This window comes from Patescibacteria group bacterium (assembly GCA_041665365.1).
Taxonomy (GTDB): Bacteria; Patescibacteriota; Patescibacteriia; order UBA9570; family UBA9570; genus UBA9570.
This window is the reverse complement of sequence record JBAYIY010000002.1, coordinates 70,123-91,985: the sequence shown is the minus strand read 5'-3', so window position 1 is coordinate 91,985 and position 21,863 is coordinate 70,123. Positions and strand designations below refer to the sequence as shown.

26 protein-coding genes and 2 tRNA genes are annotated in these 21,863 nt (G+C 42.1%); 24 read left to right on the top strand and 4 right to left on the bottom strand.

Annotated features, from left to right (window positions below; genetic code table 11):
* Positions 1-4: 4 nt before the first annotated feature.
* From WCV88_01575 to rplU, 8 genes are read left to right on the top strand one after another with little or no spacing between them, the layout of a single operon-like run.
* The gene (locus tag WCV88_01575) at positions 5-418 is read left to right on the top strand and encodes an uL15 family ribosomal protein (GenBank protein ID MFA6474872.1); all 414 of its coding nucleotides are present in this window, start codon (positions 5-7) and stop codon (positions 416-418) included.
* Positions 403-1,677, top strand: coding sequence for a preprotein translocase subunit SecY (secY, locus tag WCV88_01570; GenBank protein ID MFA6474871.1), 1,275 nt, complete (start codon positions 403-405; stop codon positions 1,675-1,677). Before WCV88_01575 ends, secY begins: the two co-directional genes overlap by 16 nt.
* Positions 1,678-1,687: 10 nt before the next feature.
* Complete coding sequence (locus WCV88_01565) at positions 1,688-2,320, top strand: nucleoside monophosphate kinase (GenBank protein MFA6474870.1); 633 nt, start codon at positions 1,688-1,690, stop codon at positions 2,318-2,320.
* On the top strand, positions 2,317-3,066 hold the full coding sequence (map, locus tag WCV88_01560; GenBank protein ID MFA6474869.1) for a type I methionyl aminopeptidase: 750 nt from the start codon (positions 2,317-2,319) through the stop codon (positions 3,064-3,066). The genes WCV88_01565 and map overlap by 4 nt, the downstream gene beginning before the upstream one ends.
* A 12-nt stretch (positions 3,067-3,078) precedes the next feature.
* Complete coding sequence (gene ruvX, locus WCV88_01555) at positions 3,079-3,480, top strand: Holliday junction resolvase RuvX (GenBank protein ID MFA6474868.1); 402 nt, start codon at positions 3,079-3,081, stop codon at positions 3,478-3,480.
* The gene (locus tag WCV88_01550; GenBank protein MFA6474867.1) at positions 3,477-4,553 is read left to right on the top strand and encodes an MraY family glycosyltransferase; all 1,077 of its coding nucleotides are present in this window, start codon (positions 3,477-3,479) and stop codon (positions 4,551-4,553) included. The genes ruvX and WCV88_01550 overlap by 4 nt, the downstream gene beginning before the upstream one ends.
* Positions 4,519-4,932 carry a DUF192 domain-containing protein gene (locus WCV88_01545; protein ID MFA6474866.1) on the top strand — a complete coding sequence of 138 codons (414 nt, stop codon included), beginning with the start codon at positions 4,519-4,521 and terminating at the stop codon, positions 4,930-4,932. Before WCV88_01550 ends, WCV88_01545 begins: the two co-directional genes overlap by 35 nt.
* A 23-nt stretch (positions 4,933-4,955) precedes the next feature.
* Positions 4,956-5,267: a 50S ribosomal protein L21 gene (gene rplU, locus WCV88_01540; GenBank protein ID MFA6474865.1), complete on the top strand. Its 312-nt coding sequence runs from the start codon at positions 4,956-4,958 to the stop codon at positions 5,265-5,267.
* Positions 5,268-5,332: 65 nt separating this feature from the next.
* Here the strand turns inward: rplU and recR are convergent, their stop codons facing one another.
* The 3 genes from recR to dnaB are packed head-to-tail and all read right to left on the bottom strand — an operon-like array spanning position 5,333 to position 7,607.
* Complete coding sequence (gene recR / locus WCV88_01535; protein MFA6474864.1) at positions 5,333-5,938, bottom strand: recombination mediator RecR; 606 nt, start codon at positions 5,936-5,938, stop codon at positions 5,333-5,335.
* On the bottom strand, positions 5,938-6,249 hold the full coding sequence (locus tag WCV88_01530; protein ID MFA6474863.1) for a YbaB/EbfC family nucleoid-associated protein: 312 nt from the start codon (positions 6,247-6,249) through the stop codon (positions 5,938-5,940). The genes recR and WCV88_01530 overlap by 1 nt, the downstream gene beginning before the upstream one ends.
* Positions 6,250-6,263: 14 nt before the next feature.
* The gene (dnaB, locus tag WCV88_01525) at positions 6,264-7,607 is read right to left on the bottom strand and encodes a replicative DNA helicase (GenBank protein ID MFA6474862.1); all 1,344 of its coding nucleotides are present in this window, start codon (positions 7,605-7,607) and stop codon (positions 6,264-6,266) included.
* Positions 7,608-7,670: 63 nt separating this feature from the next.
* Between dnaB and WCV88_01520 the strand changes: the two genes are divergently transcribed.
* The 14 genes from WCV88_01520 to gap all read left to right on the top strand — a co-directional run bounded on the left by WCV88_01520 (position 7,671) and on the right by gap (position 20,230).
* Complete coding sequence (locus WCV88_01520) at positions 7,671-8,339, top strand: DedA family protein (GenBank protein MFA6474861.1); 669 nt, start codon at positions 7,671-7,673, stop codon at positions 8,337-8,339.
* Positions 8,340-8,357: 18 nt separating this feature from the next.
* Positions 8,358-8,429: transfer RNA gene (locus tag WCV88_01515), tRNA-Lys, on the top strand.
* An 87-nt stretch (positions 8,430-8,516) separates the two neighbouring features.
* Positions 8,517-8,786, top strand: a complete 270-nt coding sequence (locus WCV88_01510; protein MFA6474860.1) for a GIY-YIG nuclease family protein — start codon at positions 8,517-8,519, stop codon at positions 8,784-8,786.
* 114 nt (positions 8,787-8,900) lie between these two features.
* Positions 8,901-10,040 carry a hypothetical protein gene (locus WCV88_01505; GenBank protein ID MFA6474859.1) on the top strand — a complete coding sequence of 380 codons (1,140 nt, stop codon included), beginning with the start codon at positions 8,901-8,903 and terminating at the stop codon, positions 10,038-10,040.
* 52 nt (positions 10,041-10,092) lie between these two features.
* Positions 10,093-10,296: a hypothetical protein gene (locus tag WCV88_01500; GenBank protein MFA6474858.1), complete on the top strand. Its 204-nt coding sequence runs from the start codon at positions 10,093-10,095 to the stop codon at positions 10,294-10,296.
* A complete protein-coding gene (locus WCV88_01495; protein ID MFA6474857.1) occupies positions 10,283-12,907 on the top strand; it encodes an HAD-IC family P-type ATPase in 2,625 nt (874 codons plus the stop codon). Before WCV88_01500 ends, WCV88_01495 begins: the two co-directional genes overlap by 14 nt.
* 21 nt (positions 12,908-12,928) lie before the next feature.
* The gene (asnS, locus tag WCV88_01490; protein MFA6474856.1) at positions 12,929-14,224 is read left to right on the top strand and encodes an asparagine--tRNA ligase; all 1,296 of its coding nucleotides are present in this window, start codon (positions 12,929-12,931) and stop codon (positions 14,222-14,224) included.
* A 4-nt stretch (positions 14,225-14,228) separates the two neighbouring features.
* Positions 14,229-15,620 carry an amino acid--tRNA ligase-related protein gene (locus WCV88_01485; GenBank protein ID MFA6474855.1) on the top strand — a complete coding sequence of 464 codons (1,392 nt, stop codon included), beginning with the start codon at positions 14,229-14,231 and terminating at the stop codon, positions 15,618-15,620.
* Entirely contained in the window at positions 15,604-16,305 is a 702-nt protein-coding gene (locus WCV88_01480; GenBank protein MFA6474854.1) for a segregation/condensation protein A, read from the top strand. The genes WCV88_01485 and WCV88_01480 overlap by 17 nt, the downstream gene beginning before the upstream one ends.
* Positions 16,296-16,889, top strand: a complete 594-nt coding sequence (locus WCV88_01475; protein MFA6474853.1) for an SMC-Scp complex subunit ScpB — start codon at positions 16,296-16,298, stop codon at positions 16,887-16,889. Before WCV88_01480 ends, WCV88_01475 begins: the two co-directional genes overlap by 10 nt.
* Positions 16,864-17,562 carry a pseudouridine synthase gene (locus WCV88_01470; protein MFA6474852.1) on the top strand — a complete coding sequence of 233 codons (699 nt, stop codon included), beginning with the start codon at positions 16,864-16,866 and terminating at the stop codon, positions 17,560-17,562. The genes WCV88_01475 and WCV88_01470 overlap by 26 nt, the downstream gene beginning before the upstream one ends.
* Before the next feature lie 3 nt (positions 17,563-17,565).
* Entirely contained in the window at positions 17,566-18,402 is an 837-nt protein-coding gene (locus tag WCV88_01465) for a hypothetical protein (GenBank protein ID MFA6474851.1), read from the top strand.
* A 30-nt stretch (positions 18,403-18,432) separates the two neighbouring features.
* A complete protein-coding gene (locus WCV88_01460) occupies positions 18,433-19,182 on the top strand; it encodes a hypothetical protein (GenBank protein MFA6474850.1) in 750 nt (249 codons plus the stop codon).
* A 37-nt stretch (positions 19,183-19,219) separates the two neighbouring features.
* A complete protein-coding gene (gene gap, locus WCV88_01455) occupies positions 19,220-20,230 on the top strand; it encodes a type I glyceraldehyde-3-phosphate dehydrogenase (protein MFA6474849.1) in 1,011 nt (336 codons plus the stop codon).
* A 5-nt stretch (positions 20,231-20,235) separates the two neighbouring features.
* On the opposite strand, the gene WCV88_01450 is transcribed toward gap, so the two are convergent.
* A complete protein-coding gene (locus WCV88_01450) occupies positions 20,236-21,411 on the bottom strand; it encodes an ATP-binding protein (protein ID MFA6474848.1) in 1,176 nt (391 codons plus the stop codon).
* Between the two features lie 101 nt (positions 21,412-21,512).
* Between WCV88_01450 and WCV88_01445 the strand changes: the two genes are divergently transcribed.
* Positions 21,513-21,584 (top strand) — tRNA-Glu (locus tag WCV88_01445).
* Between the two features lie 4 nt (positions 21,585-21,588).
* Positions 21,589-21,825, top strand: a complete 237-nt coding sequence (locus tag WCV88_01440; GenBank protein ID MFA6474847.1) for a GIY-YIG nuclease family protein — start codon at positions 21,589-21,591, stop codon at positions 21,823-21,825.
* Positions 21,826-21,863 lie beyond the last annotated feature (38 nt).

Genomic DNA, 21,863 nt, shown 5'->3' with positions numbered 1-21,863 from the left:
TGTTATGTTGACACTTACATCACTTCAACCTAAATCTAGAAAACACAAACGGCGCATTGGCCGTGGCAATGGTTCTGGCCGTGGTACATTTTCCGGCCGAGGCATGAAAGGACAAAGATCACGCAGTGGTAGTAGAGGTGGTTTAAAATTGCGTGGCTTAAGAAGTTTAATGAAGGCTATTCCAAAAGTACGTGGAGGAGCGCGACGCTTCCATGCTGAACGTCTCACGACTGTAACCTTGGCCTATTTAGAGCGCAAATGTTCCGCGAATACGACGATTGAATTGCGCGGTAATAAAGTTTTGGGTAGTGGAGAAATTACCAAACCATTACTTGTTAAAGCCAGTGCTTTTTCTGCGTCTGCCAAAGCTAAAATAGAAGCGGCTGGTGGTAAAGCAATTCCATGTGGCAAGCAGTAAATAAAATTGTCGGTAATGCTGATTTGCGCAAAAAAATTGCCTATGTGTTAGGGTTGTTAGTTATTTTTCGTTTGGCCGCTCATGTGCCAATTCCTGGGGTGGACGTTACAAACTTAAAGGCGTTTTTTAGTAGCAATGCGTATCTTGGTTTGTTAAATGTATTTTCTGGTGGTGCGCTTGAAAATTTTTCTCTGGTAATGCTTGGGGTCGGCCCTTTCATTTCTGCTTCGATTGTTTTTCAACTGTTGGGCATGATTGTGCCCAAGTTTGAGGAGATGCAAAAAGAAACTGATGGGCAAAGGCAAATTCAACAATGGACACGTTATTTAGCTGTACCCATGGCCATCATTCAAGGTTATGGCACCATTAGTTTATTACAACGTACCGGCGGTGGTATTATCGGTCAGTTATCTACCTGGCAAATGGTTACGGCCGTAGTGTTGATCTGTGGTGGTAGTATCTTTACTATGTGGTTAGGGGAGTTAATTACCGAAAAGAATATTGGTAATGGTATTTCAATAATGATTTTTGCCGGTATCGTGGCGCAATTGCCCGTGGCCATACAACAATTGTTAGCCACCTATGACAGTGCGCAATTACCCAGCATTATTTTATACGTTGTCATCGCCTTGTTAGTTATCTTTGGGGTTGTGTTTGTGACTCAAGGGCAGCGTAATATTCCCATTGCAACAGCGCGCCAAATGCATGGACAAAGCTTAGCTGGTCGAGAAACGCATTTGCCACTCCGCGTGAATCAGGCTGGTGTAATTCCAATTATCTTTGCCGTTTCTCTAGTATTTATTCCACCGATTATCGGGCAATATCTGGTGACTATATCAATTCCATGGGTGGCGACCTTTGGTCATTTCTTAATTGATGCCTTTAACAATAAAACCGTTTATGCGGTGCTATATTTCACCTTTGTCTTTATTTTTACTTATTTTTATACGGCCGTAGTGTTCAAACCGGAACAAATTGCGGAAAATTTGCAAAAACGAGGGTCGTTTATACCAGGTGTGCGTCCGGGTAAACCAACCGCCGAGTATTTACAGTTTATTTCAAATCGCATTGTCTTATTTGGTGCTTTATTTTTAGGTCTGATTGCGGTTTTGCCAACGGTGTTGCAGTCTTTTTCTTCCAGCTCAACCAGTAGCGTCGTAATTGGAGGCACATCGTTATTGATTGTGGTATCGGTCGCTCTGGAAACAGTGCAGCAAGTGCAAGCGCAAATTAAAGTTCGTGAGTACGAATATTTTTAAGGGTGTAACCATGGCGCGCAATATCTTATTGTTCGGTCCACAAGGTTCTGGTAAAGGGACACAAGGTGAACGCCTCAGTGTTCATTTGGGATTACCGTTTATTGTGACTGGCAATATATTTAGAGAACATATCAAAAATAATACAGTCATTGGGCAAGAGATTAAGAGCTTTATCAAGGCTGGTAAACTAGTGCCTGATCATGTCACTAAGGCTGTGATTAATGATCGTTTACAAAAACCTGATTGCCAAGCTGGTTTTATTTTAGATGGCTATCCGAGAAACTTAATACAAGCGGAGGCTTTGGATAAAATAACCACAGTGACACATTTGATCTATATTGCTTTATCTGATGCTTCCGCCATTGATCGAATCGCCGGACGCCGCACGTGTGTAGCAGCTGGCCATGTTTATCACATTAAACATAATCCACCCAAACAAATGGGACTGTGTGATCAAGATGGGTCAGCTTTGTTACAACGTGATGATGATACAGAAGCGGCCTTACAAAAGCGTTTAGAAATTTACCATCAAGACACTGAACCGGTGTTGGAGCATTATCAGACACAGGGTGTTGTCCATACTGTTCATGGTGAAGAGACGATAATAACAGTTTGGGAAGAAGTCAAAGCCATTTTTGCATGATCCATATTCATACGCCCGGTGAGCAAACTAATTTACGCGCCAGTGGTAAATTACTGGGGGATATTCTTCGGCAATTAGTGGCTTTCACTAAACCGGGCGTAACCCTACTGCAAATAGAACAATTAGCCCAGCGTTTAATTCAAAAAGAAAAAGCCAAACCGGCTTTTTTGGGTTATCATGGTTATAAAAATATTTTATGTACGTCCGTCAATGAAGAGGTGGTGCATTGTCCGCCAACTGGCCGTGTCTTATTAGATGGAGATATTTTATCAATTGATGCTGGTGTGATAGTTCATGGTATGTACTCCGATGCGGCGGTGACGATTCCGGTTGGTAAAATTTCTGCTACAGCCCAAAAATTAATTGACGTGACACGAACATCCTTATATGAAATCGGCGTGGCGCAAATAAAGCCGGGTAATAAAATAGGGGATATTGGTCATGCCATTCAAACTTATGTAGAGCAGCATGGCTTTAGTGTAGTGAAACAGTTAGTCGGCCATGGCATTGGTCGGCATCTCCATGAGGATCCGGCCATACCAAACTATGGTGAAGCGCATATAGGTGCCATCTTAAAACCGGGCATGGCCATTGCCGTTGAACCAATGGTTAACGTTGGTAAGGAAGACGTCATCTTTGAAGACGATGGCTGGCGTGTGGTGACCACAGATGGTACACTAAGTGCACACTTTGAGCACACTTTTTTGGTAACGGATACTGGGTGTGAAGTGCTAACCAAGTTTTAATTTCACCTAATTATGAAATGTTTAGCCTTAGATTATGGCAAAGCCCGTGTCGGTTTGGCGCTGGGTGACAGTGACACAAAAGTGGCCGTGGGCAAAGGTGTGTTGAAAAGTCTCAGTCAAAATAAAGTGATTGAGAAAATTAAAGCCATTGTCAATTTGGATCATATTGATCGGGTGATTGTTGGCTTACCGGTAAATTTACATGGCGAGGCGACTGAGATGACCATTGAAGTACAACGGTTTATAGAAAAATTACGTAATCATATCAGCGTACCGGTGCAGACTTTTGATGAGCGTTATACATCCGCTATGGCCGATCGCTTACTGGCAGGTCAAACCGTGCCACCGGGCAAACAAGATGAAGTGGCGGCTCAGATCATTTTACAAAATTACTTAGATTCTTTGGTAGTATGATGGTTTGGTCTAGTTTGCTGGCAGTGGCTGCGGCAACTGGGGTGAGTTTTTTGATACGCAAAATTGCCTTACACTATAAAATTGTCGATCGACCAGATTTGTCTCCGCAGCGTAAAGATATTAAGAAACGTGTGCCACTATTAGGCGGTACGGCGATCTGGTTAGTTTTTTTTATTATCACCGCATTACAATTAATTGATTTAACCTCAGGCTATTTATTGCCTAAACATTTAGCTGGTATCTGGCTGGCCGGTGGCATTATTATTATTGGTGGAGGTTTAGATGATGTGTTTAATTTATCACCACTGAAACAATTAATTTTCCCGTTGGTGGCTTGTTTGGTGATAATTGGTAGCGGTATCGGTGTGGCCTATATTTCAAATCCCTTTGGTAATACTATATCTCTGACGCAAATACAATGGGTATTATTTACTGATCATGGTTTGCCTTACCAAATCACTGTGTGGGCAGATATTTTTACTGTAGTTTGGTTGATGTTAACGATGTATACCACTAAGTTGCTAGATGGGGTGGATGGATTAGTTAGTGGTATTGGGGCGATTGGCGGTATTATAATTGGCTTGCTCTGTTTAAGCACTACTGTACAGCAACCCGAAACTGCCAGTTTGGCCTTCATTTTTGCCGGTGCCTGTTTGGGTTTCTTGGTTTGGAATCTAGCACCGGCGCGACTTTATTTAGGTGAAGGCGGAGCTTTATTTATTGGTTTCATGCTGGGTATTCTAGCGATATTATCAGGTGGGAAAATAGCCACGGCTTTACTGATTTTAGGTTTACCACTCCTTGATTTACTAGCTGTTATAATTAGACGAGTAGTTATTGAACATAAATCACCGTTCAAGGGTGATTTATCTCATTTACACTTTCAACTACAGCAACGTGGCTGGAAAACCGGTCAGATTATCTTGGTTTATTATGCGATCACACTAGCTTTTGGTTTAAGTACACTGATATTTGGTGGTGTGATAAAAATAATCATGTTAGGAATCTTATTGGTGTTAGGACTAAGTTTAGTGCTGTATGCTTCGTTACATACTACTCAGTCTCAGCGTTAGTTTAGTATTATCTGGCTGTGTTCAATCAAAAACACATGTAAAAGTGAGTAATCATGTTTACTCTGTTTGGGTAGCCGACTCACTGTTTGAACAAGCTACAGGTTTGGGGGATATAGCACATTTAGAACCTGATCAGGGTATGATCTTTATTTTTCCACAGGAAACTGAGCAGGTATTTTGGATGAAAGATGTTGCATACCCCATCGATATTATCTGGATAAATGATGGTAAGGTGATAGGTAGTGTCACGGCTCAGCCGGATATAACCTTACGGTTTAAATCCCCAGATCTGGTAAATATGGTGTTAGAAGTACCGGCCGGAACAGTGGCGCGGGATGGCATTAAAATAGGGGATAAGGTAGCCCTTGACGAATCTTAATCAGTTACGTACTATACAGCCCTATGATCGCAGTTATTAAAACCGGTGGTAAACAACTCGTTGTTTCCCCAGCAGAGGTAATCACAATAGAGAAGATTCCAGGTGAGGTTGGCTCCACTGTAGTGTTTGATCAGGTGTTGCTGGTAGCAGACACGGATGGTCAAAACATCCAGATCGGTAAACCAAACTTAACCACTAAAGTGACTGGTACCATTACCAAACAGTATCGGGCGAAGAAAATTCGCATTGTGAAGTTCAAACAGAAAGTGCACTATCGCCGCAATCAAGGTCACCGGCAACACCAAACCCAGGTCACCATTGGGGAGATTAAATAAGACACATTTATACAAAATAACAAGAAGTGGACGAATATTATTCGTCCACTTCTTGTTATTTTGTTTTATTGTTGGATCATTTTCCGATCCACCAGTGCGGCCGTCAGTGTGACATCATCGGCGTATTCAATGTCGCTGCCAGTCGCTAAACCTCGCGCTAAACGGCTGATTGAGACCGGGCTATCTTTGAGAGCATCAATGATATATAAGGTAGTGGCTTCACCAGTCATGTCCGGATTTAAAGCAATAATCACCTCAGTGATACCGTGCGTGTGAATGCGAGCGACTAGTTCAGCCACATGCAGTTGATCTGGCCCAATGCCTTCTAACTGATTAACCGTACCACCTAAAATATGGTAAGTGCCATGATAGACGCCAGTCTGTTCTAAGGCTTGAATTGATGTCCCGTCAGACACAACACATACGACAGTTTGATTGCGTTGTGGGTTTTTACAGATATCACACAGGGCAAGATTGGAAAAATTAAAACAACGTTCACATAAACGAATCGACCGGCTCGCTGCCTGCAGATTAGCCAAGAGTTGCCCAATCACTGCCGGTGGCTGTTTTAGTAAATATACCACGTAGCGCTCAGCCGTTTTTCGTCCCACTCCCGGTAGAGTAGTAAAGGCTGTAATTAATTGCTCAATCGTAGCGGGATATTTGGACATTACTTCAGGCTGGATAAATCCGGCATCGTCATTTCACCACTCTGGATTTTTTTGGCCATAGACTTTTGGAGATCTTTACTGGCACCACTAATGGCATCAATCACACCTTGTTCCAGTTTCTTTTTCTCCGTGACGGTGAGTAAGCTTGAATCAATATCGAGTGATAAGATTTTTTGGGTACCATCCATGACAACATTTACTTTACCACCAGCGCCACTCCCATGAGCCGTTTCTTGAGCTAAAGCTTGTTGCATAGTTTTAGCCTGGCTGCGCAGATCTTTAAATTGTTTTAACTTTGAGAGCATGGACATAGTGGTGGCAAATATTAGTCGTTAAATGTTTTTTCTAAATTTTTAAAGCTGGCTTTTTCAATGTCGAAGAATAATTCGACTTTGCCGGTGGGACCATTACGATGTTTGGCTATAATCACATCGGCAATGTGTTTACGGTCAGTATCTTGCTTATAATATTCTTCCCGGTAAATAAATATTACCACATCGGCATCTTGTTCGATAGAGCCAGATTCACGTAAATGAGCCAGTTTTGGAATTGGAACAGTTTGGTTTTCTACCGCCCGAGATAACTGAGATAAAGCCAAAACCGGCACCCCTAACTCACGTGCTAAACCTTTCAGTGAGCGGGAGATTTCAGCAATTTCTTGCACACGATTATCGCTATTGGATGAGCGCCCTTCCATTAACTGCAAATAATCCAATACAATCAAGCCTAAACCATGTTCCATTTGTAGACGTCTGGCTTTGGTGCGAATCTCCATAATATTACTCATTGGACTATCATCAATATAAATTGGTGCTTCAGATAAGACACCCATCGCTTGTCCGATTCTGGGAAAATCATCATGGCCGGGGGCATCGGATAGTTTACCGGTGCGCATTTTCCATAAATCTACACCGGCTTGAGCACAAAGTAGCCGATCCACTAATTGATCGCGACTCATTTCCAAACTAAAAATACCCACTGGGATTCTTTCATTAACAGCCACATGGCGAGCGATGTCTAACGCCAATGAGGTTTTACCCATCGATGGGCGAGCGGCTAAAATAATCAAATCGGATTTTTGTAAACCACCCAGCTTGTTATCTAAATCGATATAGCCACTGGGAATACCCCGGAGCTTGCCTGAATCTTTATGGATTTCATCTATCCGATCAAAAGCATCGGCTAAGATACTACTGATGGGGGTGAAGTTTTGCCGCAGATGTTTTTGTGATACCGCAAACAACGCCTGTTCAGAATTATCTAATTGGCTACTCACATCATCGGTGGAATCATCATAAGCGGTTTGTAAAATCTGATGGGCGGCTTTAATCAATCGCCGCAAGGTGGCTTTGCGCTGAACGATGTTAGCATAACTGACAATATTAGCGGCCGATGGCACCATCGCCGTGAGAGACACTAAATAGCTTCTACCACCAACCACTTCAATACTCCCCATTTCAGTGAGGCGATTGGTAATACTAACAATATCCATCGGATCATGCTGGGAATAAATATCTTGCATGGCCTGATAGATAAGCCGGTGTTTATCACTATAAAAATCGTCTGGTGCCACAATATCAGCCACCTTAATAATGGCATCTTTATCGATCATTAATGAGCCTAAACAGGCTTGTTCGGCTTCTAGATTATGTGGGGGGAGTTGCTCCATAGGTGGAGATATAGTATACGCACGTTTTGACGGAAGTCAATTCTGCTGTACAATTGACAGGCTATGTTAACAATAGTTGAATTTTTCTTACATATTGATGAACAATTAAGTGTTATTATTGCTCATTATGGGGCTTGGACCTACGCCTTGGTGTTTGTGGTTGTGTTCTGTGAAACTGGGTTAGTTGTCACTCCTTTCTTACCGGGAGATTCTTTATTATTCACCTTAGGAGCGCTGTCCGCCCGGGGGGATTTAAATATTTGGCTAGTAGCTGGCTTATTGTTTGTGGCGGTGTTTTTAGGAGATAATGTTAATTATTGGATTGGACGAAGATTGAGCCCTAGTCTGTTTTCCGGAAAAAAAATTCGTTGGATTAACGAAAAACACTTACATGAAACCCAAGAATTCTACCGCAGACACGGTGGAAAAACGGTGATTATTGCCAGATTTATTCCCATTGTCCGCACCTTTGCTCCGTTTGTAGCTGGGATTGGAAAATTTTCCTATGATAGATTTTTAGCATATTCGCTAGCTGGTTCTGGCTTATGGATTCTAGCCGCGGTGGGTGGGGGATTCTTTTTTGGAAATATACCCATTGTGCAGAAAAATTTTAGTATAATGGTTATTGGCATTATTATTATTTCTCTGTTGCCAGCTGGAGTAAAATTTTTTCTGATGCATCGTCAAAGTAAAGCATCGGCACAACGCGTTGACAGTGATCAGGCCAGTTGATAGAATAGCCACGTTTTCGGGACGTTAGCTCAGGGGTAGAGCAATTGCCTTTTAAGCAAATGGTCGCTGGTTCAAATCCAGCACGTCCCACCTTCGTCCACCACAGCCTTCGGCGACGGTGGACTGCGGTGGGCAAGCCCACTACAGTGCAATGAATTTTTAAGAATAAAAATTGTTATGCATTATACTTACGTATTGCGTAGTCTAAAAGATCATATGCTATATACGGGCATGACCAATAATATTGAAGAACGTTTACAACGGCATAATCAAGGTTATGAATTAGCCACAAAATATCGTCGACCATTCGAGTTAATATTTTATGCTGCATTTCGTACTCGGTTAGAAGCGGCTGAGTTTGAAAAATACCTTAAAACAGGTTCTGGAAAACGTTTTATACAAACCAAGGTTCATGGCGCTGGTTCAAATTTACCAACCGCAGTGTAGCGGAGGATGGTCCAGCACGTCCCACCTTCGTCCGCCACAGCCTTCGGCGACGGTGGACTGCGGTGGGCAAGCCCACTAGACTAATATTAAGCTATCGATTAATGTGTATCCAATATGCGTGAATTATTCAAAAAAGGGCTTATAGGTATAGCTTTAGCTGGTGAACCAGATGCGTTAGCAGTAGATCCGGTACCAATACATGCAGTTCCAGTCACAAGAGAAGAAGTGCAGAGAATAGAAGCACAAAGACAAGAAGTTATTAACCACTACTTAGAGCAAATTTTTGATAAAGAAGATTCTGAACGTTTGCAAAAAGTTTTTATGAAAGATGGGCAAGGTGATCTTCTATATTATAGTGCGGTGGCTTTTAACAATGAAGATAAATATAAGGAATTTTCCTTATGGTTGAAAATAATACAAATTTTGGATGTACAGAAGACAAAAGAATGGCCTAGAGAAAAAGCGGAACGATATATAACCCATTTGATAGGAACGTTTGATGGTGGAGTAAATTTTATTGAACAGGATTTTGATGCTTTATGTAAAGACATAGTCGATAAGTCCTGGTTGACAAGTATGACAGGTGACAGTGACATGATGGTAGCGTTGAATGACTTTCTGCATAAGCAAAGGTTCGCTGAAAAAACCCCAGAGCAAATATTGGATTATATATACAGTGGTCGGCCAAAATCAGTTCATGGTGACGATTTGTCACAGTCACGTTTATTAACGATTATAAATTTATATCATTTAAGTGGTTGGATGTATGAAGTAGTTAGTGATAATAAGGAACGTGTTTTTTTCTCCAAGCAAACAGAAGTATTAGGTGTTGCTTTAGGAAAATATTATAAAGGTGAAGCTTCAATTGGTGATTCTTTTGAAACTAGTTTTGGCACTGTTCACACGGAAGACAACGGTTCGATCGCAGTGAAATATTTTGAGGAAACTGGTCGATTAGACTTGGCCAATGAACAAAAAAATAGTAACGTGCGATATTTGTCGGCCAAAATAATGACAGATATGATGAACATTAGTGATAAAATCAATGAATTCAATCCGCTTGAGCCAAGTTTGGAAAAACATTTAACGGCATTGGAGGTAGCGGTGGATTCTATTAACCCTCCTCTGAGCCCAGAGATATTGGATGCTAGTCTTAATATTGTTATGGTTCGTTATGAGCAATATCCATTTATTAAGCAGCGTATTGATAAAATTAGACAAAGCAACACAGAGCGCTTTCAGGGCAAAAAATAAATCACCCGAAGTCAAAAGTGTAGCCTTATAAAAAAAATGCTATACTGTCTTCATGCTTAGTTTCTTGAAAACAACTATTATTAAGTGGTTAAAGCGGCCGTTTGCGCATAATCCATTAGTGGAAACGCCAAGTTTGTATTTAGCTAAAGTCGGACAGGCTTATTATATTTGGTTAGCCTGTATAGTGGGTTGTTTTGTCTTAGCCTTTGGCGGCATTATATTATTTGTGGTGGGAGTCATTCATGGCTGGTTCTAAATTATTTTATACTTTAACCGTCAAACAAGCCCTGGCCGCAGTTGAGGCGAGCCAGGCTGGTTTAACCACCAAGCAAGCTAATCTGCGTCTCAGCCAGGCTGGAGCTAATACTCTACCAATGGCTAAATTAAAACATTGGTGGGAGGTGTTAGGTGAGCAGTTTAAGAGCCCGTTGGTATTTGTTTTGTTGGGAGCATCTTTGATTAGCTTGTTATTAAACGAACAAGTTGATGCGGTGGTAATTGCGGCGGCGGTAGCCATTCAGGTGATCGTGGGTTTTATTCAGGAATATAAAGCCCAGACAAGCCTGCAAGCTTTACAACAGGTCATTGCTTTATCCGCGCGTGTGTGGCGCGATGGTCATGAACAAGTTATGGCCGCACAGGAATTAGTACCAGGCGATATTGTGTTACTAACAGCCGGAGACAAAGTGCCAGCCGATGTACGGTTATTAGAACACGACGATATTGAAATAAATGAAGCGGCCTTAACCGGTGAAGCCGAACCAATAAAAAAAGATCACACTGCCATTTTAGAAGCTGATGCTACTGTAGGGGATCGTCTGAACATGGCGTTTTCTGGCACGGTTGTAACTAAAGGGTCGGCGCGTGGTGTGGTAGTACACACTGGCTTAGACACAGAAATGGGTGGTGTAGCCAGATTGATTAAAGAGACTGACGAAAATGCGACACCATTACAATTACAACTAGCTGGTTTTGCCAAAAAAATGAGCATTATGGTGGTATTAATCGCTGTGGGTATATTTTTGTTTGGTTATTTTGTTTTACACAGTGTAGTGGAGATGTTTACGGTGGCTGTAGCGGTGGCGGTCTCGGCGATTCCGGAAGGTTTGGCGATTGCGGTAACAATTATTCTAGCGGCCGGGATGCAACGCATTTTAAAACGTAAAGCCTTAGTTAGAAAACTAGTAGCGGCAGAAACGTTAGGCTCCACTAATGTTATTTGTACGGATAAAACTGGCACACTCACCGAAGGTAAAATGCAAGTAACCGATATTCTCACCTCAGATTCTGATAAAGACACCATGTTTGCTTTGCGCCTGGGTGTACTCTGTAATGACGCGATGGTAAATAACCCGGATGATATGGTGGAGGAGTGGGTGATATCTGGCAACTTAACCGAGCGGGCTTTATTATTGGCCGGTACACAAGCGGGTTTACATTATCAACAACTGCAAAAAATGGCGCCAAGAGTTGATACAATACCATTTGATTCCAGTATTAAATACATGGCCTCACTACACAGAGAAGCGCAGGGGAGAATGTTATATGTGAAAGGAGCTCCAGAAGTGATTGAGGCAAATTGTACACAAGTATTAGATGGCGGAAAGATTATGCATTTCTCTGAAGAAAAAAAGAAGCAATTTGATGCAAAATTTCGAAGCTTATCGGTGCGTGGTCTTAGAATTATCGCCTTAGCTTACAAACCCTGTGCTAGTCATGCTAAAAGCATCACACCAGACATGATGAGTGAATTGGTGTTTGTGGGTTATATTGGTATTAAAGATCCGCTGCGCCCAACGGCGAAACAAACTGTGGCCGAATGTAAACAAGCCGGAATAAAACTAGTGATGATTACCGGTGATCATAAATTAACCGCCAAAGCCGTCGCGGAAGAATTAGGCATCGCTGTTAGCCAGCCGGAAAATATAATGGAAGGTAAGGAGTTAGATGCCTTATCACAGTATGAATTAAAACAACGTGTCACCAATGTTAATGTGTATGCCCGGGTCACACCACAACACAAATTGCGCATCGTGCAAGCCTGGCAGAGCCATGACATGGTGGTAGCCATGACGGGAGATGGCATTAATGATGCTCCAGCCATTAAAGCCGCCGATATTGGAGTCGCCCTTGGGTCTGGTTCTGATGTGGCTAAAGAAACCGCTGATATGGTTATTTTAGATGATGACTTTAGTAGCATCGTAGCGGCTGTCGAAGAGGGTAGAGGTATTTTTGATAACATTAAAATAACCGTCTTGTATTTATTATCAGACAGTTTTACGGAGGTGTTGTTGTTGGTAGTTACTTTGTTAATTGGTCTGCCCGTGCCAGTGACGGCCGCGATGATTTTATGGATCAATATTGTAAATGATTCTTTTCCGAGTTTAGCCATGACACAGGAACCAAAAGAACCGCAAAACATGTTAGAGCAACCACGTGGGCATCACAATACCATTCTTGATACCGAAGTTAAAACATTAATCGTAGTGGTTAGTTTGATCACCGGATTATTTAATGTGGCTTTGTTTGCTTATATGTATCATCTAACCAATGATCTAGCTTATGCGCGTACGGTTATTTTCTTATCGATGGGGATAGATTCTTTATTATTTATGTTCAGTTTGCGCTCACTGCGACACATGATTTATCAAACCAATCTGCTGCGCAATCCATGGTTAATTGTATCGTTTTGTGTGGGAGTGATAGCTCAAGCTTTGCCGATCTATGTGCCGGTTCTACAGGTCTATTTTGGCACTAAAGCTCTGGATTATCAGGCTTGGGGGATTGTTATGGCTCTAATTGTGGTGGAATTGGTTATTATTGAGGTCAGTAAGTACTGTTTTCTGCGAGTAGCCAAAACGGTATAGTTTGCTATACTACTGGCCACTATGACTACACTTATTAAAGATTTTGCCACCCAGGTTGATGCCGAGGTGACAATGCAAGGTTGGGTATATAATTTACGGTCGTCTGGAAAAATCATGTTTTTACAGATGCGCGATGGCAGTGGGTTTACGCAAGCCATTGTTAATCAAGCCACTGTGTCGGCTGAAGTATGGGCAGCGGCGAATAGTTTAAATGTTGAATCTTCAGTTACACTCATTGGTAAGGTTTCTAAACATCCGAAAAAAGAGGAGTATGAATTACAGGTTAGTACAGTTGCGGTCATTCAAAACCCAATTGCAGAGTACCCCATTGGCAATAAAGAACACGGTCCGGATTTTTTGTTAGAACACCGGCACTTATGGTTGCGGTCACCGAAGCAGTGGGCGATTCAGCGCATTCGTAATTCAGTTATCAATGCTACTTACCAGCATCTCAATAATGAAAACTTTATAAAAATAGACTCACCAATTTTAACACCAAATTCGTGTGAGAGTGTGACTGAATTGTTTCAAATGGACTATTTTGATCTGGGTAAAGCTTATTTAACGCAATCTGGTCAACTTTACATTGAAGCGGCAATTTTTTCCCATGGTCGCGTGTTCGATTTTGGCCCAGTGTTTCGCGCTGAGAAATCCAAAACCAGACGCCATCTGACTGAGTTCTGGATGATGGATGCCGAAATGGCTTTTGTAGATTATATCGGCAACATGGATATTCAAGAAAAGTTGATTAAAGCCATTGTGAAATATGTGTTAGAACATAATCAGTATGAACTAACCGTGTTAGAACGAGATATTAAACCTCTACAAACTGTATTAGAGAAACCGTTTGTTAGAATCACCCACAGTGATGCTGTCAAAGAATTACGCAAACTGGGTAGTGATATCAAAGAAGACGATGATATGGGGGCCGATGATGAAACCATGATTACCAGTCAACACGATGCACCAGTGTTTGTGATGAAGTACCCAGCCAAAGTAAAAGCCTTCTATATGCAACCCGATCCAACTGATGCAGCCCATGTGTTGTGTTCGGATTTATTAGCTCCAGAAGGTTATGGTGAAATTATCGGTGGTTCACAACGCATTCATGATTATGATTTACTCTCCAAAAAATTAGATGAATATAAATTACCCCGTGCAGAGTATGAGTGGTATCTAGATTTACGTCGCTATGGCTCTGTCCCACATTCCGGTTTTGGTTACGGTTTAGAGCGCATCACCGGCTGGCTCTCTGGCACCAAACACATTCGCGAAACCATTCCATTCCCAAGAATGATTAATCGGATTTATCCATAAGATCATGCAACGAACCTGGATTATTGAGGCGGCCAAAAAAATTGGGGAGGAAGTACGCCTGCAGGGGTGGGTGCACCGGCGGCGCAACATGGGTAAGATGGTGTTTATTGATTTACGCGATCAAACCGGTATTTGTCAGGTAGTGTTTTTAACCAATCATGTCGAAGCCCTAACTGTAGCGGGTAATTTGAATCATGAAGATGTTGTTACCATTGTTGGTAAAGTTAACGCACGGCCAGCTAAACAAGTGAAGGCTGACCAACCGTGTGGCAGTTTTGAAATCGAAGCGTTAGAATTAGACATCATTAGTGCCGCCACACTGCCACCGTTTGAAGTGAATAAAAATACCAGTGAAGTGGGGGAGGATTTACGCTTAAAGCATCGTTATCTTGATTTACGCAGTGAGCGCATGCATCGCAATATAACTTTGCGCAGCCAGTATGTACAAAAAGCACGTGAGTATCTGTATGCCAGTGGTTTTATAGAAATTGAAACGCCTTTATTAACGAAATCCACCCCGGAAGGCTCACGGGATTTTTTGGTACCATCCCGCCAACACCCCGGTTCGTTTTATGCTTTGCCGCAATCACCGCAACAATATAAACAATTGTTAGTCGGAAGTGGGTTTGAAAGATACTTTCAATTAGCGCGCTGTATTCGTGATGAAGATTTGCGCGCCGATCGTGGTTATGAACATACTCAATTAGATCTTGAAATGGCCTTTGTGGAATATAATGATGTGTTGGATTTAGTGGAAGGTATGGTAACTTCAGCCGTTGAGGCGCTTGGTTTTACGATCAAACAAAAACCATTTCCACGGGTGACTTATCAAGAATCGATGGCCAAGTATGGGGCCGACAAGTTTGATTTGCGCGATGCGGAAGATAAAGCCAATGGTGTATTAGCCTTTGCTTGGGTGATCGAATTCCCATTCTTTGAAAAGACCGACGATGGTAAATGGACGTTCACGCATAATCCTTTCTCCATGCCGAAACCAGAACATTTAGAGTGGCTATTACAGGGTAAAAACATTGAGCAGATTATTACTCAGCAATATGATTTAGTTTGTAATGGCTATGAAGCCGGTGGTGGTAGTATTCGCGCCCATCAACCGGAAATTTTACGCGCCACTTATAAAGTAATGGGCTACACTGATGCCGAAATTGAAGCGAGTATTGGCCACATGTTAGAGGCTTTTAAATATGGTTTTCCACCCCATGGTGGCATCGGTTTAGGAGTAGAGCGCATGTTGATGAATCTAACCGGGGAAGATTATCTTAGAGAAGTACAGGCCTTTCCTATGACTACTCATGGTCAAACAGCTGTGATGTCGGCTCCTGCCCCCATATCGGAAGAACAATTAAAAGAGTTACATCTCAATGTCATACGAGATTAAGCTTGCACAATATCAAGGCCCACTTGATGTCTTGTTACAATTTATTGAACAGGAGCAGTTATCGATTACTGACATTGCCTTAGCGCAGATTACCGATTCTTTTATAGTTTATCTTGATACGGTCGAGGAATTATTTCCCGAAGAGTTGGCGGATTTTTTAGTAATCGCTACCAGATTATTGTATTTAAAATCTCGTGAGTTGTTACCCTATTTAATTACTGAAGATGATGAACCGGCCACCAATTTGGCGGAACATCTAAAAATGTATAAAGAGTTTCGGGATGCCAGTAGCGTGTTGGAAGATCGTTTAGCGCACGGTCAATATGCCTGTGTGCGGCCGGTTAGTTTAGCGCGGTTGGATACTGTAGAATTTAATCCGCCAGCTGGCATTGCCACTCATCATTTATATGAACTTTATGAAGGTGTGTTAGCGCGCTTAGATACTGTCATCAAAATACCCCAAGCGGCCATCCGGAAAGCGATCACCTTAAAAGAAAAAATTGCTACGCTTTACTCAGTTTTGCAACAACACAAGCAACTTCAGTTTTCCGATCTGATTCAAGATAATAAAGATCGCATGAATGTTGTTATAACTTTTTTGGCTATTTTGGAACTAATGAAACAAAATAATGTCACCGTGCAACAACCTAAGCAATATAGTGATATACTAATCGTATGCAATTAATGCCACAGTTGGAAGCTATTTTATTTGTGCTCGCTAAACCAGTTAGTTTTAGTAAACTCGCTAAATGGACTAATACTAGTATTCCAGAAGTTGAGGAGTCATTAAAACAGTATGCTGCCATGACTGGGGAACGGGGGATAAATATAACTTTAACTAATAGTGAAGCCCAATTAACTACCGCACCGGCGGTACATGATATTGTTAGCCAGGTGGTGAAAGATGAACGCACCGGTGATTTGACCAAACCATCTCTAGAAACTCTGTCGATTATTGCTTATCGTAGCCCCATTGCCAAAACCGAATTGGAGGCCATTCGCGGTGTGAATTGCAGTTTAATTATTAGAAATTTATTGATTCGCGGTTTAGTCACAGAAACCTTTGATAAACTCAAGGGGATTGAAGTGTACGATATCACTCCGGAATATTTACAATTATTAGGTGTGCAAACTGTGCAGGATTTACCGGAGTATGAACGGTTACATCGCGATATTCAATTAGGGGAGCGGCTAGCCTTTTTAGACAAACCGGGAGATTTTTTTACAAATAATATTACCAACGATGGCTCAGACACTCCGACTGAATAAATTTATTGCGGCGCATAGTCAATACAGCCGCCGGGCGGTGGATGAGCTGTTGGCTAAAGGCAAAATCACCGTGGCCGGTACGGTAGCGACCGTGGGGATGAAAATTGATCCGGATCATTTACCGGTTATAAAATTAAATGGCAAATCCATTATAGAACATGATCAAACCATGACCTATGTGTTGTTAAATAAACCGAAAGGTTGTGTAGTAACACGGGCTCATTTTTTGACCGAACGGAGTGTGATGACATTGCTGCCCAGTAGTTTGCAACATCTGCGTCCAGTCGGTCGTTTAGATAAACATAGTACCGGATTATTATTGTTAACCAATGATGGTGAAATAATTAATCAGTTCACCCATCCGCGTTATGAACATGATAAAGAATATATTGTGACGGTGAAGTATCCATTAAAACCAGATGATATTACCGCGTGGCGACGAGGAGTGCACTTAGAAGAGGGTTTTACTGGGCCAAATGCTTCAGTTGAGCAATTAGATGATAATCGTTTCAGAATTGTCTTACGGCAAGGCTGGAATAGACAAATTCGGCGGATGGTGGAATTGCGGCAAAATCGAGTCTTAGAATTAGAGCGCATCAGACTTGGTCAGATGGTGTTGGATAATTTGCCGTTAGGTAAATGGAAAGTAATTCAGCGCGCCGCTATTATTTAGTTTATGTTACAGCAAGTGTTATGGTCAATCTTGGTTTGGGGAGTAGTCTTTGTGCCCACCGAGTGGGTGATGGTGCCAACACATCATCTTGACGAACCGGCTAATACGCAACGTTTGCCGGTGACTGTGTGGCGCACAGTGCCGCGTCCGGTGGATAATGAGCTCGGACCAATTTTGCAAGCCAAATCCGCCATTGTGTTAGATGTGACCTCAGGGATGGTTTTGTGGCAAAAAGAACCTGATGAAGTTTTACCCATGGCGAGTCTGACAAAATTAATGACCGCCTATGTGGCTCAACAGCAGATCGATGATTGGACAACCAACCAAGCGGATCTTTTAAAATCTGCTCTGATTGGTTCGATAAATGATGCTGCGGTGCAATTATCCCAGAGTACGAATTTATCTGAGGATGAGTTTATTACAACAATGAATGATCAAGCCAAAGTGTTAGGCATGGTCAACACTCACTATCAAGATCCAACCGGTTTGTCTGAGCAATCTGTTTCCACCAGCCGCGAGTTGAGTTTGTTATTTCGGACTATTATTCATGACCAGTTTTTACTACAACCCATGACTCAATCTGAGCATCGCATGGTGGTAAATAATCATGAAGTCATTGTAAAAAGTACTAATCAGTTTTTACTCAATCATGCGCCTCATATGGTGGCCGGTAAGACTGGCTTTACCTATGAAGCCGGTGGGTGTTTAGCCACGTTAGCCGAGAACGATGCCGGTAATCAGATCATTGTTATTCTATTAGGGGCTACTGACGAAACCGCCCGGTTTAATGAAACCGAGCAGCTAGTCAACTGGACATTTGATCATTACAATTGGCCTTAAAATAATCATTAATTAATTTTAAAAAATTTTATGGGAAAAGTTGTTCAATTTCCAACTAAAGGAGCGGAAACAGAATTTGAGAAAAGATTAAAACAAAGACAAGAAGGTAAAGGAGCTATATCATTAGGAGAAACTGCTCATGTAGCTGAAGTTTCAACTGGTGAACAAGTTGAAATAGATCCGGTGAGATTTAATAGTGTATGGGATATTTATAAAGTGATAGAACGTAATTTTAAGAATAAAGATTCGGCAGGCCGAGAGCAAGCGTTAGGTGAATTACAAAAATCATTAGGGGTTGAAGTAACTGTTGCTAATGAAACAACTCCAGATGAGGCCGCCCCAGATACTGAATTAAAACGACTAATTCATAAACTGGCCGAAGATATTTATGATGCGTTAGAAAATTGTCGCGACACGATTGCTGCAATTAAACCAGAAACCATTGGCGGTAAAACCGTCAGCCGTTTAGATCAAAAAGGTGATGCTAATTTTGTTGTCGCCGCTGGTAAGGGTAAAGAACTACTCAGTTCGATGAAGCAACAAAACGGTGCCTTTGATGTGGTCCATGAAAATAATTATGGGTTTGTGCTCGAGAATAAACAGGTCGGTTTTCGCGTCATGTTTATTTATCAGGAAAGATTAAACCAAGATGGGAGCCCAAAAACATTAGAAGAGATAAAAGATGATACTACTCCTGATGAAGATACTAATGCAGATTCTCAACATACTATAAATACACAAGCGGCCAATAATAATACTCGTTTTGGTACACAAAACTAGTTGGCATATTTAATCATAATGTGATACATTAATCCCTATGAAAACACGTATTGCAATCAATGGTTTTGGTCGAATCGGTGCTGCGGCCTTCCGCATCGCCCTTACCCGCCCAGACCTCGAAGTCGTCGCTATAAATGGCCTAGGTAGTCTTACCATGGCCGCCCATTTATTAAAATATGACAGTGTCTATGGCCCATATGATAAAACTGTCACCACCGACGGAGAAGATTATTTAGTGGTTGATGGCAAGAAATATCGCCGTTTTTCGGAAAAGGATCCGAAGCAAATTCCTTGGGGTAAAGTGGGTGCTGATATTGTACTCGAATGTACCGGAGTATTTTTAACCCGGGAGTTAGCCAGTCAGCACTTAACCGCCGGTGCCAAGCACGTCATAATGTCTGCGCCAGCTAAAGATAAAGACATTGGTACTTATGTGATGTCTGTTAACCAAGCTGATATCGGTAAAGATACCATCTCGTCCAATGCCTCTTGCACCACAAATTGTATCGCTCCAGTGATGAAAGTGATGATGGAATCTTTTGGTGTTGAGAAGGCGATGATGACAACCATTCATTCTTACACCGCTGATCAAAATTTAGTAGATGGGACACACAAGAGTGACCTACGTCGCGCTCGAGGGGCAGCCTTGAATATCATTCCAACTTCCACCGGAGCCGCTCGAGCAGTAGGTAAGACCATGCCTGTGTATCAAGGCAAGTTTGATGGTTTCGCTGTGCGCGTGCCAACTCCCGCTGGATCATTATCAGACATCACTCTGTTATTAAAAAAAGATGTCACAGTTGAAGAGGTGAATCAGGCTTTAACAGAGGCTTCCCAAAAACAAGATTTTAAAGGTATCTTAGCTGTGACTAATGAGCCGATCGTGTCATCTGATATAGTTGGTCGCAGTGAATCTTCGATTGTTGATTTAGCTCTCACCATGGTGGTAGGTGGCAGCCTCGTTAAAGTAGTCAGTTGGTACGATAACGAGTTCGGTTACGCCAATCGTTTGGTCGATATGGCCATAGCCGCAGGGAAAAAATTGTAAAGATTTTACCACTCTACCTGATGCCAGGGTTTCACAGTGACGCCACTCTTCATGATCGATGGTTCCGACACGGGGGCTAGAATGGATTTGTGTAGTGGGCGCTGTAGTAATTCTTCGGCTAGGATTAAATTTTTTGTAGTAAAAGTGGTGCGGGTGCGGGAAGATTTTATTTCGCGAGCCATGATCTCTACACCTTGTTCAATGAATAGATCAACTTCAATTCCATCTTTGGTGCGAAAGTAGGAGAAGGTTGAATTTAAACCGTTCATGCTAGCCCATTTAAGATGTTCTAGCACAACAGCGGTTTCAAATAAATGTCCAAGAAATGGCCCTTGTAGTAAAACTTCAGGATCATGAATTCCCATCAAATATGAGGCTAAAGCAGTGTCGCCAAAATAGATTTTCGGAGCCTTAACTAAGCGTTTAGAAATACTCGCGTGATAGGGTTCCAATAAAAACACTTGGTAGCTGGCTTGTAACACCGATAACCACCGCGTAATCGTTGGTACGCTGACATCAACATCACGCGCTAGATCACTGGTATTTAAGATCTGCCCAGTGCGAATCGCCACATGATGGACGAATCTTTCGAAGGTCGTTAAATCAGTGACATTAATCAACTGGCGCACATCACGTTCAAGATAGAGTCTAATATAACTTGAACACCAAGTGGCCCGATCTAGTTCTGGGCGATTGCGCAGTTCTGGATATCCACCACGCAATATCCAATCCGCTACAGCCGTAGTTGATGAGCGTGGTTTAGCAGTTGAGCCATCTACTTCTTGGACAGCACAAGGATAAAGCGTTAAGAGAGCTGCACGTCCGGCTAAGGATTGGGCGACACGTTCCATTAGTAAGAAATTTTGTGAACCAGTCAAAATGTATTGTCCATATTTGGTACGATGTTCGTCAACAATGCCTTGAATATAACTGGGCAGATCTGGAGCATACTGAATTTCATCCAGAATCACTGGAGCAGGAAAATTTTGTAAAAATGTCCGGGGGTCTTCGATAGCCTGGCGACGAATGTCTGGATCTTCCAATGATACATAGCGATGGGTGTCATGCAACAGGGTTTTGCACAAGGTGCTTTTACCCGTTTGTCGTGCACCGGTCAGAATAACCACGGGAAAGGTTTTGACGCTGGCCAAGAAGCGTTTTTCTATGGTTCGTGTATACATAGTGATAGTATAGCATATCCAAATTTAATATTCAATGTTAAATTTGGATTCTTTACGACTACTTGGATTTTGTATACAATAGCCCAACGTTTGTTCAGTATGGCCTTATCGTCTAACGGTTAGGACGGAGCGTTCTCAGCGCTCAAATCGGGGTTCGATTCCCCGTGGGGCTACTTTATGTATACTGTCTACATTCTTTGCTGTTTAGACGGTAGTTTGTATACCGGTATCACAAATGATTTACCCAAACGGTGGGCCAGGCATCAGGCCGGTACGGCTAGTCGCTATACCCGATCCCACCCGGTCGAGCGGATTGTGTATACGCAGCGGTGTCGCACGAAAGGCAGTGCGTTAAGACGCGAAATTCAAATTAAACAATTACGACGGACTGATAAATTGAAACTTATTAGTTAATAACCTAAGACTTAGTCTACTGCATTCTAGATTGACAA

What these genes read in the sequence shown, in the direction of transcription:
- WCV88_01575 (MFA6474872.1), top strand. Translation starts at nt 5, where the DNA reads ATGTTGACACTTACATCACTTCAACCTAAATCTAGAAAACACAAACGG.
- secY (MFA6474871.1), top strand. Translation starts at nt 403, where the DNA reads ATGTGGCAAGCAGTAAATAAAATTGTCGGTAATGCTGATTTGCGCAAA.
- WCV88_01565 (MFA6474870.1), top strand. Translation starts at nt 1,688, where the DNA reads ATGGCGCGCAATATCTTATTGTTCGGTCCACAAGGTTCTGGTAAAGGG.
- map (MFA6474869.1), top strand. Translation starts at nt 2,317, where the DNA reads ATGATCCATATTCATACGCCCGGTGAGCAAACTAATTTACGCGCCAGT.
- ruvX (MFA6474868.1), top strand. Translation starts at nt 3,079, where the DNA reads ATGAAATGTTTAGCCTTAGATTATGGCAAAGCCCGTGTCGGTTTGGCG.
- WCV88_01550 (MFA6474867.1), top strand. Translation starts at nt 3,477, where the DNA reads ATGATGGTTTGGTCTAGTTTGCTGGCAGTGGCTGCGGCAACTGGGGTG.
- WCV88_01545 (MFA6474866.1), top strand. Translation starts at nt 4,519, where the DNA reads ATGCTTCGTTACATACTACTCAGTCTCAGCGTTAGTTTAGTATTATCT.
- rplU (MFA6474865.1), top strand. Translation starts at nt 4,956, where the DNA reads ATGATCGCAGTTATTAAAACCGGTGGTAAACAACTCGTTGTTTCCCCA.
- recR (MFA6474864.1), bottom strand. Translation starts at nt 5,938, where the DNA reads ATGTCCAAATATCCCGCTACGATTGAGCAATTAATTACAGCCTTTACT.
- WCV88_01530 (MFA6474863.1), bottom strand. Translation starts at nt 6,249, where the DNA reads ATGTCCATGCTCTCAAAGTTAAAACAATTTAAAGATCTGCGCAGCCAG.
- dnaB (MFA6474862.1), bottom strand. Translation starts at nt 7,607, where the DNA reads ATGGAGCAACTCCCCCCACATAATCTAGAAGCCGAACAAGCCTGTTTA.
- WCV88_01520 (MFA6474861.1), top strand. Translation starts at nt 7,671, where the DNA reads ATGTTAACAATAGTTGAATTTTTCTTACATATTGATGAACAATTAAGT.
- WCV88_01510 (MFA6474860.1), top strand. Translation starts at nt 8,517, where the DNA reads ATGCATTATACTTACGTATTGCGTAGTCTAAAAGATCATATGCTATAT.
- WCV88_01505 (MFA6474859.1), top strand. Translation starts at nt 8,901, where the DNA reads ATGCGTGAATTATTCAAAAAAGGGCTTATAGGTATAGCTTTAGCTGGT.
- WCV88_01500 (MFA6474858.1), top strand. Translation starts at nt 10,093, where the DNA reads ATGCTTAGTTTCTTGAAAACAACTATTATTAAGTGGTTAAAGCGGCCG.
- WCV88_01495 (MFA6474857.1), top strand. Translation starts at nt 10,283, where the DNA reads ATGGCTGGTTCTAAATTATTTTATACTTTAACCGTCAAACAAGCCCTG.
- asnS (MFA6474856.1), top strand. Translation starts at nt 12,929, where the DNA reads ATGACTACACTTATTAAAGATTTTGCCACCCAGGTTGATGCCGAGGTG.
- WCV88_01485 (MFA6474855.1), top strand. Translation starts at nt 14,229, where the DNA reads ATGCAACGAACCTGGATTATTGAGGCGGCCAAAAAAATTGGGGAGGAA.
- WCV88_01480 (MFA6474854.1), top strand. Translation starts at nt 15,604, where the DNA reads ATGTCATACGAGATTAAGCTTGCACAATATCAAGGCCCACTTGATGTC.
- WCV88_01475 (MFA6474853.1), top strand. Translation starts at nt 16,296, where the DNA reads ATGCAATTAATGCCACAGTTGGAAGCTATTTTATTTGTGCTCGCTAAA.
- WCV88_01470 (MFA6474852.1), top strand. Translation starts at nt 16,864, where the DNA reads ATGGCTCAGACACTCCGACTGAATAAATTTATTGCGGCGCATAGTCAA.
- WCV88_01465 (MFA6474851.1), top strand. Translation starts at nt 17,566, where the DNA reads ATGTTACAGCAAGTGTTATGGTCAATCTTGGTTTGGGGAGTAGTCTTT.
- WCV88_01460 (MFA6474850.1), top strand. Translation starts at nt 18,433, where the DNA reads ATGGGAAAAGTTGTTCAATTTCCAACTAAAGGAGCGGAAACAGAATTT.
- gap (MFA6474849.1), top strand. Translation starts at nt 19,220, where the DNA reads ATGAAAACACGTATTGCAATCAATGGTTTTGGTCGAATCGGTGCTGCG.
- WCV88_01450 (MFA6474848.1), bottom strand. Translation starts at nt 21,411, where the DNA reads ATGTATACACGAACCATAGAAAAACGCTTCTTGGCCAGCGTCAAAACC.
- WCV88_01440 (MFA6474847.1), top strand. Translation starts at nt 21,589, where the DNA reads ATGTATACTGTCTACATTCTTTGCTGTTTAGACGGTAGTTTGTATACC.